At 56.7% G+C, this 13,536-nt stretch carries 13 protein-coding genes; 12 read left to right on the top strand and 1 reads right to left on the bottom strand.

The features are described from left to right. Nucleotides 1-304 precede the first annotated feature (304 nt). The 3 genes from P8Z34_14720 to P8Z34_14730 all read left to right on the top strand — a co-directional run bounded on the left by P8Z34_14720 (nt 305) and on the right by P8Z34_14730 (nt 3,127). Complete coding sequence (locus P8Z34_14720) at nt 305-1,291, top strand: hypothetical protein (protein ID MEJ2551926.1); 987 nt, start codon at nt 305-307, stop codon at nt 1,289-1,291. A gap of 73 nt (nt 1,292-1,364) precedes the next feature. Then, complete coding sequence (locus tag P8Z34_14725; protein ID MEJ2551927.1) at nt 1,365-2,249, top strand: type II CAAX endopeptidase family protein; 885 nt, start codon at nt 1,365-1,367, stop codon at nt 2,247-2,249. A 17-nt stretch (nt 2,250-2,266) separates the two neighbouring features. Further along, nucleotides 2,267-3,127 carry a CPBP family intramembrane metalloprotease gene (locus P8Z34_14730; GenBank protein ID MEJ2551928.1) on the top strand — a complete coding sequence of 287 codons (861 nt, stop codon included), beginning with the start codon at nt 2,267-2,269 and terminating at the stop codon, nt 3,125-3,127. A 205-nt stretch (nt 3,128-3,332) separates the two neighbouring features. Here P8Z34_14730 and P8Z34_14735 read toward each other — a convergent pair whose 3' ends face one another. Next, the gene (locus tag P8Z34_14735; protein MEJ2551929.1) at nt 3,333-4,739 is read right to left on the bottom strand and encodes a HEAT repeat domain-containing protein; all 1,407 of its coding nucleotides are present in this window, start codon (nt 4,737-4,739) and stop codon (nt 3,333-3,335) included. Nucleotides 4,740-5,079: 340 nt separating this feature from the next. Between P8Z34_14735 and P8Z34_14740 the strand changes: the two genes are divergently transcribed. The 9 genes from P8Z34_14740 to P8Z34_14780 all read left to right on the top strand — a co-directional run. Next, complete coding sequence (locus P8Z34_14740; GenBank protein MEJ2551930.1) at nt 5,080-5,991, top strand: ABC transporter ATP-binding protein; 912 nt, start codon at nt 5,080-5,082, stop codon at nt 5,989-5,991. Then, nucleotides 5,988-6,776 carry an ABC transporter permease gene (locus tag P8Z34_14745; GenBank protein ID MEJ2551931.1) on the top strand — a complete coding sequence of 263 codons (789 nt, stop codon included), beginning with the start codon at nt 5,988-5,990 and terminating at the stop codon, nt 6,774-6,776. Before P8Z34_14740 ends, P8Z34_14745 begins: the two co-directional genes overlap by 4 nt. Nucleotides 6,777-6,981: 205 nt before the next feature. Continuing rightward, a complete protein-coding gene (locus tag P8Z34_14750; protein ID MEJ2551932.1) occupies nt 6,982-7,404 on the top strand; it encodes a YccF domain-containing protein in 423 nt (140 codons plus the stop codon). Between the two features lie 619 nt (nt 7,405-8,023). Beyond that, on the top strand, nt 8,024-9,688 hold the full coding sequence (locus P8Z34_14755; protein MEJ2551933.1) for a CotH kinase family protein: 1,665 nt from the start codon (nt 8,024-8,026) through the stop codon (nt 9,686-9,688). Nucleotides 9,689-9,707: 19 nt separating this feature from the next. Next, entirely contained in the window at nt 9,708-11,048 is a 1,341-nt protein-coding gene (locus P8Z34_14760; GenBank protein ID MEJ2551934.1) for a DUF4956 domain-containing protein, read from the top strand. Beyond that, a complete protein-coding gene (locus tag P8Z34_14765) occupies nt 11,049-11,774 on the top strand; it encodes a polyphosphate polymerase domain-containing protein (protein MEJ2551935.1) in 726 nt (241 codons plus the stop codon). It abuts the gene before it with no gap. A 208-nt stretch (nt 11,775-11,982) separates the two neighbouring features. Beyond that, nucleotides 11,983-12,702 carry a CPBP family glutamic-type intramembrane protease gene (locus P8Z34_14770; protein MEJ2551936.1) on the top strand — a complete coding sequence of 240 codons (720 nt, stop codon included), beginning with the start codon at nt 11,983-11,985 and terminating at the stop codon, nt 12,700-12,702. A gap of 164 nt (nt 12,703-12,866) precedes the next feature. After that, entirely contained in the window at nt 12,867-13,145 is a 279-nt protein-coding gene (locus P8Z34_14775) for a RidA family protein (GenBank protein MEJ2551937.1), read from the top strand. 59 nt (nt 13,146-13,204) lie between these two features. Then, nucleotides 13,205-13,536, top strand: a 332-nt coding sequence (locus tag P8Z34_14780) for a hypothetical protein (protein ID MEJ2551938.1), incomplete at its 3' end; no start/stop codon positions are given.

The following is a 13,536-nucleotide window of genomic DNA, read 5'->3' on the forward strand; positions in this document are numbered from 1 at the left end:
CGCCATCGCAGCAGTTATCGGCCGCCTCCGCACGAAAGACCGCTGGGTGGCCGATTGTCGTCGCCAGGGTAACACTAACGTTGCCTTTGCCGTATAATCAAGTTCCAGATGCAACCACAGGATCCCTGCCACATGCATAAATGACAACCAGAATTCGCAGCAAAAACGCCGGATCTTAAAAACCTGGCGTTTATTGAACTGCCGATCGTTCTGAACGGTTCGTAGGTCGATACAAAAACAGCCGCTCATCAGCGATTTGAACTTCACTCCAATCCCAAGGTGAATTCCAATGCCTGAAGACACAATGAAAATTAACAAAGGAACGTTGCCGGACGTAATCAACTGGTTGATTGAAGATAATCCCTGGAGCGAATATCGCGTACGATTGGACTTACTGAGCGAAGACCCGCAGAGTGTGGAAGTCAGCCAATCGAGGCAGGTAATGCGGGATGATCCTCACTTAAAGCCGCTGCTTCAGGAGCTGAGCGACTGGCCTGGTGAAGTGATGAAGAATCACAAATCGGCGGGGCATCCGATCCATAAGTTGGCATTCATCGCCGACGTAGGTTTTCAGTTATCCGACCCGCCAATTGCTGACATCGTCGAACGTATCACGGGGCATCGCGATCCGGTCGGTCCATTTCAAGTCCTGATGAACGTACACCCGCGCTACGGCGGTTCCGGCGAGGATGGATGGGCCTGGGCGCTGTGCGATGCGCCCCTGCTGATCTATTCGCTGGCGAAGTTCGGCCTCGCCGACGATCAACGCCTGATCGACGCAGCGGCCTATCTCGAAGGACTAGTGCGGGAGAACGGTTGGCCCTGTGCCGTTTCTAAAGAAATGGGCAAATTCCGCGGGCCGGGACGCAAAGACGATCCTTGCCCGTATGCCAACCTGGTCATGCTGAAAGCTCTGGATCAGTTTACCGAACTACGCGACAGCCCGGCTGTGAGATCTGGCGTGGAAAACTTGCTGAACCTGTGGGAAACACGGCGCGAACGCCATCCCTACCTGTTTTATATGGGCACCGATTTTTGCAAGCTCAAGGCGCCCCTGATCTGGTATGACATCCTGCATGTCAGCGACGTGCTTTCGCAATTCCCCTGGGTGCGAGAAGATCCTCGTTTCCTCGAAATGGCAGCGATCATCGATCGGAAGTCCGACACGCAGGGCCGCTTCACACCCGAATCGATCTGGGCCGCTTGGAAAGGTTGGGACTTTGGCCAGAAGAAAGTGCCCTCGCCTTGGCTGACTTTCCTGGTTCATCGAATGAGAAGACGGTTGATTTGAAAAATAGAAATCAGAATTCTCTACTTGAAACCACGCCGCATATAACCGTACAATATCTGACGTGAGGAAAACCATGGTCAGAAGATTGAACCCACTCGTCCGAAATCCACTGATTTCTTTTTTTGCTCTTACCGCGCTGATCTCCTGGGCGATCTGGACGCCGATCGTGATCCAGTACTACCGCAATCCTTTTCCCGTCTCCTTCGAAGAGACGCCAATCTACCTCATTCTGCTGGCCTTCCTGGGCTTCTTCGGTCCGACGATCGCCGCTTTGATCCTCTCCGGGCTGGAGGGCGGTAGAGAAGAGATCAAACACCTGCTCTCGGGCTGGAAGCTGTGGCGCGTCGGGCTGCGATGGTACCTGGCGTTCTTCCTCAGCCAGCTGGCGATCGAGTTTCTCGCCACTCAACTCTACATCGGGCAGTCGAACGCCACGCTGCAAATCGATTGGGGCAATTGGGCCGGTTTTCTACCGACATTCCTGCAGGCGGCCTTGATCGGCGGCGCAATCGCCGAGGAGACCGGCTGGCGCGGCTTCGCCCTGCCCCGCTTACAGGAAAAACGCAGCGCACTGAGCGCCAGCGTGATCATCGGCCTGATCTGGGGTGCCTGGCATCTGCCGATCAGCCTGGTGCCCGGCGCCAACTTCCCGGTAGAATTGAACCTCACACTTTTCGCCGTATTCGTGCTCAATGCCGTCTTTATTTCGATCGTCATGACCTGGCTTTACAACAACACGGGCGGCAGCATCTTCATCTGCTACCTCTACCACGCCTTGCTGAACACCGGCCTGCTCAGCGCAATCTATAAATTCAAGAATCTCGAATCCGCCTGGTGGGGCAAGATGTATTACGGCACCGTGCTGCGCGGCGCCTTCGCCCTGCTGCTGGTGGCCTATTTCGGCGCCAGGTGGCTCTCACGCACGGGCGAAAATCCGCTCGAGAGTTCACCAACGTAAAGCGATAGGGGATAAAAATGACCAGGCTCGAGAGAAAAGGTATTCTTTCGTACATCGCCGTCACCTTCACGATCACCTACGCCGTTGAAGGGGTGCTGATCGCCAGCGGGTTCCGCATCACCCGCCTGCCAGCGTATTACGGCCAATTGACGATCGCGGCGGTCATGTGGGTGCCTGCGTTGGCGACGTGGCTGACGATCAAATTCGTTACGCAAGAGGAACCGGCGACCTTAAATCTACATTTTGGCTCCTGGAAGCCCTACTGGTATACTGCCCTGCTCGTACCGCTCTGCTTCGCCATCATTTACGGCCTGACCTGGCTGTTCGGTTTGGGAAAGCCGGATTGGCAGCTGACTCAATTTCTGGCGGCGATACGCGAAACTGCCGGGACCGCGCTTCCCCCGACGCCGCCGACTGCATACATCCTCTTGGGCCTGTTCGCCGCCACGTTCGTGACAGCGCCGTTCATCAACGCCCTGTTCGGCTTGGGGGAAGAAATCGGCTGGCGCGGCTTCCTGCTGCCCAAGCTGCTCCCGCTGGGCAAACCGAAGGCCTACCTGCTGCTGGGCGTCATCTGGGGATTGTGGCATCTGCCGCTGATCACCATCGGCTTCACCTATCCCGGCCAACCCGTCCTGGGCGTACTGGCCTTCATGGCCCTGACGACTGCCTTTGGTATTTATCTCAACGAATTGACCCTGCGGCATCGAAGTACGATCCTTGCCGGCTGGGTGCACGGCCTGTTCAACAGCCAGAAACTCGGGATTTGGACGCTGATCTTTCCTTCCGTCGATCCGCTCGTCGGCGGTTACGCCGGAATCGTAGGCATCGTCGTCTGGCTCGCGCTGGGCTTGTGGGAGACACGGCGTCCCCAATAACCTTGTACGTAGATTCCTCCAGATGGTCGCCAGGAACTTGAATTCCCCTCACTGTCCTACGAGTTTGCCTACAACTTCGCCGTTCTCGTGAACAGATTCCCCACGAGTTCGGCCAGCGTAATATCTAACTTATTGGAATCACGGTAGCTTGCTTTGTGGTTTCTTTACTACACCAATAGGTTTTAAATATGACCAAATTCAGCGATCACACTATATGTTCCTGTATCGCAGCTGCCGTTTCGGAGTACCCTTTTTTCCTGGCGATGCCCAAGGCTGTCTCGCCATTCGTAGACTTTAGATTTGCATTCGCACCCGCTTTGAGTAGCTCCTTCACGATGTCGGTTTTTCCGCGACCTGCGGCCACCATCAATGGCGTATATCCGCCGGAACTCTGTACATCGATATCGGCGCCCAGCTCAATCAAGAGCTGTACCATTCTTATCGATTCAGCCGCTGCGTCAGACAGTGCTGCTTTGGAATTGTTCATCTTCTGAATGCGAATTTTGTCCGGACTGACAACATCCTGCTGCCTCGCATTTACGTCTGCACCTTTTTCAACCAGCATCCTGACGGTTTCATAACAGCTTTTTTGTACTGCAGTATGCAACGCATTCAACCCCGTACGTTCGTTCACTGCACTCGCATCAGCCCCCAGGTCGAGAAGCAATTCGACGCTGGAGGCATGATCAAGAATAGCCTCCTCCATGAGAAATTTGGACCAATCAGTTTCTGCTCCGCTATCGATAAGCAGCCTGGCAAATCCGGCGTTGCCATTCCGCAAGGCTCGCGTCAATGCCACCTCGACACCAAGAACCGCAATCACAGGTTCCACTGCCCGCGCATCGCCGGTGATGGCCAATGCATCCGCCGCACTGCTGCGAACCTCCTTATTCTCATCCTCCAGCGCACTTAGAAGCGGTATTACAGCATCTTTCCCCATTCTTCCCAACGCATCCGCAGCTTCGCTGCGCACAAGTTGGTGCTCATCTCGGAGAGCAGAGATGAGCGGCTCGATCGCACGCGTGTCTCCCAATTGACCCAGGGCACGTGCGGCAGCACTTCTTCCACGAAAATCGGTGCTGTTCTTGAGCACAGCGATAATCGGCTCCACCGCCCGGGAGTCTCCCAATTTACCCAGGGCGAGGCAAATCTTGTTCGCGTAGCCTTCATCTGCGTCCAGAAAATCGAGGAGAGGCTCGACAGCGCTTGGGTCACCGATCTTCTCCAACAAGGTGATGACTTCACCACTGCGCTCCCCGCCGAACAAAGGTGTGAGATACTCAACTGCAGGTTTACCTATGATCTCCAGCGCCCTGAGTGCGGCGTTCCAAAGCGGAATTTTACGTTCTCCGAGCAGTTCGATGAGCGGCTCAATGGCGGTTTCCCCGGCATTTCCCAGCGCATAGGTAGCTGTGATCCTTTCTGACGCTTTACAATCTCGAACGACAGAGATCAGCGCATCGACGGCAGGCGCATCACCCAACTCGCCGAGGGCGGCGATCGCATCTCGGCGAAGCTGGTCATCCTCTTGATTATTGATTATTCCAAGCAAACCTTCGATATCAGCGTTGCTTTTCAACTTATCCACATTGGGGGAGGTAATGCTGGGCATCGTTCTTCTCCTTGTTCATTGTCGAGCTTCGATTGAATTTATTAGCGAACCTCATTGAATACTACCGATCAATTGGTAGTACTGATTGATATTTATTCTCGATCGAATGCGAGTTCCCACAGGAATTTAGCTTACATAATAAGGAGGAACGCACTTGCTGTCAATTTCGGCATGCAGCACAGCAGAAGCCACTTGCATTCTATAGTGCTTGATCTCAATGCCTTATCCATCGAACACTTCCTTCGGGTCTGCGTCGCCTCGCTAGGAGATGCCTTGAAAAAACCCATTAATCCCGCCGAGTTGGTAGTACAATTACTCCGTTCCCTTCCAACGGTATCCCATGAACCCGGCCATCGAAACCCATAGTCTATCGAAATCTTACGGCAGTGTGCGCGCCGTCGAGGGAGTCAGCCTGCACGTAGAACGCGGCGAGATTTACGGCTTTCTGGGCCTGAACGGCGCCGGGAAGACGACCACCATCCGTGCCTTGCTGGGCATGATCAAGCCCAACGCCGGTTCGGTGAAGCTGCTTGATGTACCGATCGGACCCAACGGGCACGGTCCATGGCGGCAGGTCGGCCACCTGGTCGAGCGGTCCACGGCTTATCCGGAGTTGACGGTGCGCGAGAATCTGGAGATCGCCCGCCGCCTGCAGGGCGTCCCCGATCGTAAGGCGACAGACGGAGCCATCGAACATCTGGGATTGAATGCGTATGCCAACCGAAAAGCAGGCGGCCTTTCGACGGGCAACCGCCAGCGCCTGGGGTTGGCGCGCGCCCTGCTGCACGAGCCCGAGCTGCTGATCCTCGATGAACCGGCCAACGGCCTGGATCCTGCCGGCGTGGTCGAGATCCGTAAGTTGCTGGAGCATTTGACGCGGGAACGCGGTACGACCGTCTTCATGTCCAGCCACATCCTCACCGAGGTGGACCGGCTGGCGACGCGCATCGGCATCATCCACCAGGGGCGACTGCTCGAGGAGCTCGAGCACGACAAGCTGCAGGAACTACGGGCGCGCCGTCTGGAGGTGCAGACGCGCGATCTTCAGTCCGCAGAGGAGACGCTCACCCGGGCCGGCTACGCCGTGAAAACCGAGGAAGGTACGCTCTATCTTTCTGAAGAGCGCGCCCTGGAAGAGCCCGACACGGTAGCGACGATCCTGGTCGAGGCGGGCCTTCCGCCCACGCGCCTGGTCGTGACGCAGGAGAATCTCGAAGAATACTTCCTGCGCCTGACGGGAGGTACGGCATGAACGGGTTCATCCCGGCCCTGTGGGCCGAGGCGCTCAAGGCACGCCGCTCGAAAGTGCTGCCTCTCACGGCTGCGGCTGCTTGCATCCTGCCCATCGTCGACGGCATGTTCATGTTCATCCTCAAGGATCCCGAACGTGCGAAATCGATGGGCCTGATCAATACCAAGGCACAGATTACCGCCGGTGCGGCTGATTGGCCCACCTTCTTCCAGGTACTGTTGATGGGCACGGCCATCGCCGGCGCGATCCTCTTCGCCTTCATCACCGCCTGGGTTTTCGGGCGCGAACACAGCGACCGCACCATCAAGGATCTGCTTGCCCTGCCCACGCGGCGCGAAGCCATCGTCGCCGCCAAGCTGATCTTGATCGCCCTCTGGTCTTTGTTGTTGACGCTGCTTATCTTCGGCCTGGGATCGGGCATCGGTACATTGGTTGACATTCCCGGCAGGTCTGCCGGATTGATCTGGGATTCTTTTGCTGCGCTGCTGGGCATCGCCGTTCTTACATTGATGATGATGCCTTTCGTGGCGCTTTTTGCCAGCGCCGGTCGCGGCTACTTGCTGCCCCTGGGTTGGGCGGTTATGACCCTGGCTGCGGCGCAGATCGCCGGTGTACTGGGCTGGGCGGAATGGTTTCCCTGGGCCGTGCCGGGGCTGCTGGTCAGCATGAACGGTGCGCCCGTCGAACCGATTCCGGTACACAGTTTGATCGTGGCGCTCCTGGCTTTCATCGTCGGCACGGCAGCGACGTTCGTCTGGTGGCGCAGCGCGGATCAGGCGGGTTAGGGTTTTACTTCCACTGGACAAGATGAACGAATATAAGTTTGTACAAAACATATTTATTGTACGGGACAATACTGCCGGATTTTTATTCATTCATCCTAATTACAATATAAGATGAGATTGGACTGAATTAAACAAACCCGAGATTTTTAAGAAGAGATCATTCGGAAGTAAAGCCCCCAGATCTCTCGGTGGAGTGGAGGGAAACGTGGGAGATACAGTTGTCATTCAGAAAGAAAATCCTGGTTGTCTGGTTCAGTTATTATGGTTTGTATTTATTGGCTGGTGGGTAGGGCAAATATGGATCGCACTTTCCTGGATATTGATCCTTTCAATCATAGGTATACCGCTCGCAATAATAATGCTCAATCGGCTTCCGAAAGTCATCGCATTGCGCGAACCGGACAAACAAGTATCCGTCGTAATGCGTGAAGGTGCGGCATCCGTGTCAACGACATCTCAGAAGCAAGTCAACATTTTGGTTAGGGCAATTTACTTCGTGTTGATCGGTTGGTGGCTGAGTGCAATCTGGATGGAGTTGGCGTATTTCGTGTGTCTCACACTAATTGGCTTACCAATTGGATTTTGGATGTTCGACCGAGTGCCCGCATTGGTTTCGCTGAGAAGGTAATGTGATTTCTACTGGGCGGAGTAATTCCCCTGGGCCGTATTGTGCTTGCCTGCCAGCATGAACGGGGTATCCGTCGAACCGTTTCCGACGCACAGTTTGATCGTGGTTCTGGTGGCTTTCATCATGAGCACGGTTGCGGCGTTAATCTGCCGGCGCAGCGCGGATCTGGCGGGATAGCCTTTTTTACCGGGACTGGTAGAATGGTGAGAGGTTTATATTCCTTTGAACCATGATTTTACACGTCAACCGATGTATAAAATGCTGGTAAAAGTCCGAGAACAACCCAACGATTTTTTCCGATTCAAACGAGGTTACTATGGGTGAAAAAGGTAAGCGGGATAAAGCAAAAAAAGAAACACAAAAAAAGCCCAAATTGACGATCAAAGAGAAAAGAAAAAGGAAAAGGGAGAAGGGGAAATAGCCGCTCGATGACGATAGCGATCACGTTCGCCTTTCATCCTTGACATCACCAGTAGCTTCATCTTCCACAGCGTAATCAACGGTTCCGATCTTCCAGCGCCGTTTCTAAAAATCTATATAATCGCCCTATGCAGGCGCGCGACGCAGTCCATCCCAGCGCTCTCCGCATCACGCAAATCCCCGTTGCTCTGGAGATACGATGACCGCGCGCCGCGATCTCCGTCCTGCCCGAACCCGCCGCGTCCTGGAACAAGCTTCGATCTATTTGTTCCTCGCCATCGGCCTGGTAGTGCTCATTACAGCCGTGCTGCATCCTGCGCCTGCCGTCGGCGAAACCCGGGACAGCCCCTACGTCACAGCCCAGGCCACCGCCATCTATAACGACGGCTGGGCGCCGCTGACGGCCTATTTCAGCGCCTACGGCAGTTACGCGGACGGCGCCACGATCGTTAAGTACGAGTGGGACCTGGACGGCAACGGCGCATTCGATTTCGACGCCACAACAAATAGTGGCTATGCGCAGTATCTCTACACCAAATCGGGCGTTTACACCATCACCTTGCGGGTGACCGATTCGCAGGGACGCACGGACACCGATCAAACGACCGTCACGGTGCGCCTGCCGGCTTCCAGCAGCGTCGACTACTGGTACGTGTTCGACGACTCGCGCGTGCGCCGGGTCGACATCCGCCTCACCCAATCCGACTGGGACGCCATGTGGGTCGATCCCGAAGCCAAATACCAGGTCGAGGTCGACGCCACCATTTTCGGTGAAAAGCTGAACGACGTCGGCTTCCGTATGCGCGGCCAGTTCTCGCTGCGCGTCTCCGGCGCCAAGAAACCCTGGAAAATCGACACCGACTACTACGTCGACGGGCAGGAGTTCCACAACCTGCGCCAGCTGATGTTCCTCAACAACATCGGCGACTCGTCGCTGCTCTACGAGAAGCTGGCCTACGAGATGATGTACGCCGCAGGGCTGCCCGCCAGCCACGTGGCTTACGTCGAAATGTGGATCGATTTCACTGACGACTCCAGCCCGCCAGTCTACTGGGGCGTGTATTCGCTGGTCGAACGCGTGGACCAGAAATACATCGGCAACCGCTTCGGCGCCGAGAGCAAGGGTGGCAATCTCTACAAGGCCAGCCATGCCCAGCGCGGCCCGATGGACCTGATCTATTACGGCGACAAGATCGAAGATTACCCCATGCAGAACGGGCAGTACGCCTACGGCAAGATGTCCAACGAGGAGCAAGCCGATTACAGCGACATCGTCAATTTGTGCAAGGTGCTCGATGGTACGACGTACACCTCTGATACGGAATTCATCCGGGCCTTCGAATCCGTCTTCGACATGGATGCCTTCCTGCGCTACCTGGCCGTGGTCACGCTGATCGACAACTGGGATTCCTACCCCTACACCGGCAATAACTACTACCTCTACCACGACCCCGTCACGGACATCTTCGAGTGGATCCCCTGGGACCTGACCTGGGGCGGCAATCCACAGGCGGCAGTTTTCGAGCGTACCGATACGGGCATGATGCCGCGCGCCCCACTCTACGACAAGGTGATGAACACGGCAGTTTACCGGCGCAAGTACGCCGCTTACCTCGACCTGCTGATGCGCGTGTGGTTCAACCGCCAGAACGTCAGCGAGCTGGTCAAGACGTATCACAACATGATCGCACCGTACATCTCCCAATCCGGCGGCGACAAAGCCTTCTACGGCGAGGATGCCATGTTCTCGCCCGACGATTTCGACCGTTCCTGGGAGACCATCCCGGACTTCGTCGCCAAACGCAGTCAATTCGTGCGTCAGTTACTGCAGCAGCAAGCTGCACAACCGTCGCCGGAAGAATAACCAGAAACGAGGAATTGCCATGAAACGAAAACCCATCGTCGCCATCACGCTCTTATTGATCATTGCCTTTACCGTTGTTCCGGCAGCCGCCCAGGAAGGCGGCTTTACAGATTCGTTCGACGATCCGCAGCTTCCCGAGTGGGAACACTCACCGGAGGCGGTCGTCGCCGAAGGCGCCCTGCAGATCGGTCCAGGCAACTTCGCCGCCCGCGGCGGAGGCTGGCAGGATTTCGAGCTGAGCTTCAAGCTGAAGTTCTCGGGTCCCGGCGAGTCGCACATCAACTACCGCGCCAGCGACAGCGGCAGCTACCTCCTGATCCTGCTGGAGGACGCCGTCGTACTCTTGAAGAATCAGGGCGAAGGCCAGGAAAGCGAGTTGGCCGTCTCACCCGGCTGGCAGCCGTCGCAGAATGCCTGGATGGAATTCAAAATCACCCTGCAGGGCGGCCAGCACAGCATCAGCATCGACGGCAGCGAGATCATCAGCGCCAGCGACTCCGAACCGCTCGCACAGGGAGGAGTGGTATTCGCCTCGCACGGCGAACGCACGACGACCATCGACGACGTATCGCTGCAGGTGCTCGTACCGGAGGCGGGCGGCGAGCCACAGCCGGGCGCTGCTGTAGAACCGGTCGCCGTCGAATCCGTCCCCACAGCCCTTCCCACCCAGGCGCCTAACGCCCTGCAGTCGATCCTGGATTCGCTTTCGACCAGCGCAGGCAGCACGGTCGACGTGACCACGTTCGGCGTCAACCTCGTCCTGGCGGCGCTGTACGCCTTCGTACTCAGCCGCGTCTACGTCTATTGGGGCTCTTCGCTCTCCAATCGACGCAAGTTTGCCGCCAACTTCATGCTGGTGACCGTCACCACCACGTTCATCATATTGGTCGTGCGCTCGTCCGTCGCTCTCTCCCTCGGCCTGGTCGGCGCGCTGTCGATCATCCGTTTCCGCACGGCGGTCAAGGAACCGGAGGAGTTGGCCTACCTGTTCTTCGCCATCAGCCTGGGCATCGGTCTGGGCGACAATCAGCGTCTGGTCACCACCCTCAGCCTGGTCGTGGGCATTCTGCTGCTTGGACTGGGCCGCCTGCTGCGCCAGACTCAGTCCGACGTCAACCTGCACCTCTCGATCACCAATCGCGGCAGCGAGAAAACCGGCATGCAGCAAATCCAACAGACGCTTGAAAAATACTGCAGCAAACTGCGCCTGATCCGCTACGACGAGAACAGCGAACTGATGGAACTGGCTTTCGTGGTCGAGTTCCGCCATCTCTCCGATCTGGAGCAGGCGCGTGACGCCCTGCTGGCGCTTTCGCCGCAGATGGAAGTTTCCTTCCTGGACAACAAGGGTATCTGGTAGATGACCGACGGTGCCAAGCCTGCAGCGGAAATAAGCGGTTACACGCAGCTGCGCTCGTATCGCTACGAGCGCAAATTCCTGGTCGAGGAACTGCTGCCCAGCCAGATCGTGGCGCTCGTGCGCCAGCATCCGCTGCTGTTCTACGCCCCCTACCCGCCGCGCCAGGTCAACAGCCTGTACCTGGACACGGTCGACATGGAAATCTATTTCGATAACGTCTCCGGCGCCGAGATACGCCGAAAAGTGCGCTTGCGCTGGTATGGATCCGCGACAGGCGAAATCCGCAGTCCGATGCTCGAGATCAAGGTCAAGCAGGGACACGTGGGGAAGAAGATTTCCTACCGCATCGCCGATTTCACACTGGATGAGTGCTTCTGCGACCGTGTTTTCCAGGCAGTCGCCGATCGCTCCAACCTGCCCACCGTGGTGCGCGATGACCTGCACACGTTAAGTCCGGTGCTGCTCAACTGCTACCAACGCGGCTACTACGCCACGCGCGACGACGACTTCCGTGTGACGATCGATTCACAACAGATCTTCTGGAAGGTGAACATGGCCCTCTGCAACCCGCTGCTGCACCGCCAGAAGAACGCTCGCGACGTGATCGTGGAACTGAAGTACGAGATCGAACACGAAGCGAAAGCCGATCGCGCCGCAGGCTACTTTCCTTTCCGCGTGACGCGCAACTCGAAATACGTGCAGGGGATCGAGCGGGTTTATTTCTAAATACCGACCCAGGCTGGATTATCCTCCACTTATCTTTCTCTGAGACCAACGCATCGCCAGTGTAACGCAGGGTTTCAGTTATTTAAGCCCTGCGTTACGGATTCATGTAGAATACGTTTTAGCAAATCTGACGAAAGCAGCATCTATCAAGCCCGATTCATACTGACGCGACAAGGCGGTCTTTCAAATGAAAGAAAGCTGATCTAGCATGAACGTCAAACGACAATTATCTGTCCTCGGCATCTTTCTACTCATCTACTCGCTGCTGGTCTTTTTTTCCACGCTGATCACCTCGGCGAACCAACTGGCACCGCCGGGTACACTGCCGGACACAGCCGCCGAAATTCCGCAGTGGCAAATCGCACTCGCCAGCGCCGGCATAGTTATCGTGCTCTACGGCTTCCTGGGCTTGGCCGGCTTCTGGTTCGCCCGTCGTCTGGAACTGCCAGGTGTCTATCGAGAAAGAGCCGGTTGGGAAACCTGGTTGCGCAGACCGCTGCTGCTCGGGCTCAGTCTGGGTGTGATTTGCGTACTGATCGACCGAATCATCGCCCTGCTGGTATCCGTCGAAGGGCTCCCCCATCCCCGTTTTCCGTTATCGCTGCTGGCTTCCGGATCGGCGGGCATCGGTGAAGAGATCTTGTTTCGCGGCTTTGTGCTCGGATTGTGGGCCTTCATCCTCAACTGGCTCCTGCGGCGTTGGAATGCGAAGCGCACGGCGCTGTGGATCGCCAACGTCATCGCCGCCCTGGCCTTCAGCGCTGCACATTTGCCCAGTGCGATGCTGCTCTTGGGGGTCACTTCGCCGGCCGATCTTCCACCATGGGTCATCGTTGAAGGTCTGCTGATCAACGGCATCCTGGGACTGGTGGCCGGAGAACGCTACGTGCAGGGCGGACTGGTGGCTGCGATGGGCGTGCATTTTTAGACGGACGTGGTCTGGCACGTGATCTGGCCGCTGCTGCATTCGATCATCTGAGCGAGGAGGCGTCGATGAGCGAAATCGAGAGACATGACATCAACCAGGAGTGAGTACACGCCGGCTACGTCGTTGCGGGCGACTTCGTCTTCCTTTCTTACTGTGTAGGCAACATCGGATATACAGTTGAAGCACAAGTCCACGGCGCCCTGGACCTCATGGAAGAGCGGCTGGCGAAAGTCGACCTCTCTTTGAGCGACGTCGTCAAACTGGACGTTCTCCTGCGGGACGCGTGGGACATCCCCATCATGGAGAAAGTGTTCAAGGAACGTGTCAAAGGCGAGTATCCAGCGCGCAAGACCATTCAGACCAACCTCGCCCACGCCGGCGGCCCGGAGGGTCTGCACGTGCAGATCGATGGGATTGCCTACCGCGGAAAAAGCGGCGCTTGATTATGCTAGACAACATCGAATGATTGATCCTAATCGCAGATATGAAAAGAATCGACCAAATGACACAAACGCTGAAAATCGGCATCATCGGTGATTTCGATCCCGGCAGCGTTTCCCACGTCGCCACGAATGCCGCGCTGCACCACGCTGCGGTTCGGATTGGCGTGAAAATCGCCGTTTCCTGGCTGCCCACGGATATGCTGGTAGATGCGTCGAGCGAAGCCTCGCTCACCGTGCGGGAATCTGACGCGCTGTGGTGCAGCCCGGGTGGTCCTTACCGTAGTACGAACCGGGCCTTCCTCGCCATCCGGTTCGCCCGCGAAACACGTTGGCCGTATATCGGAACTTGCGGCGGATTTCAATATACTCCGGTAGAGTATGCCCGCAACGC

This window comes from Anaerolineales bacterium, assembly GCA_037382465.1.
GTDB lineage: Bacteria > Chloroflexota > Anaerolineae > Anaerolineales > E44-bin32 > WVZH01.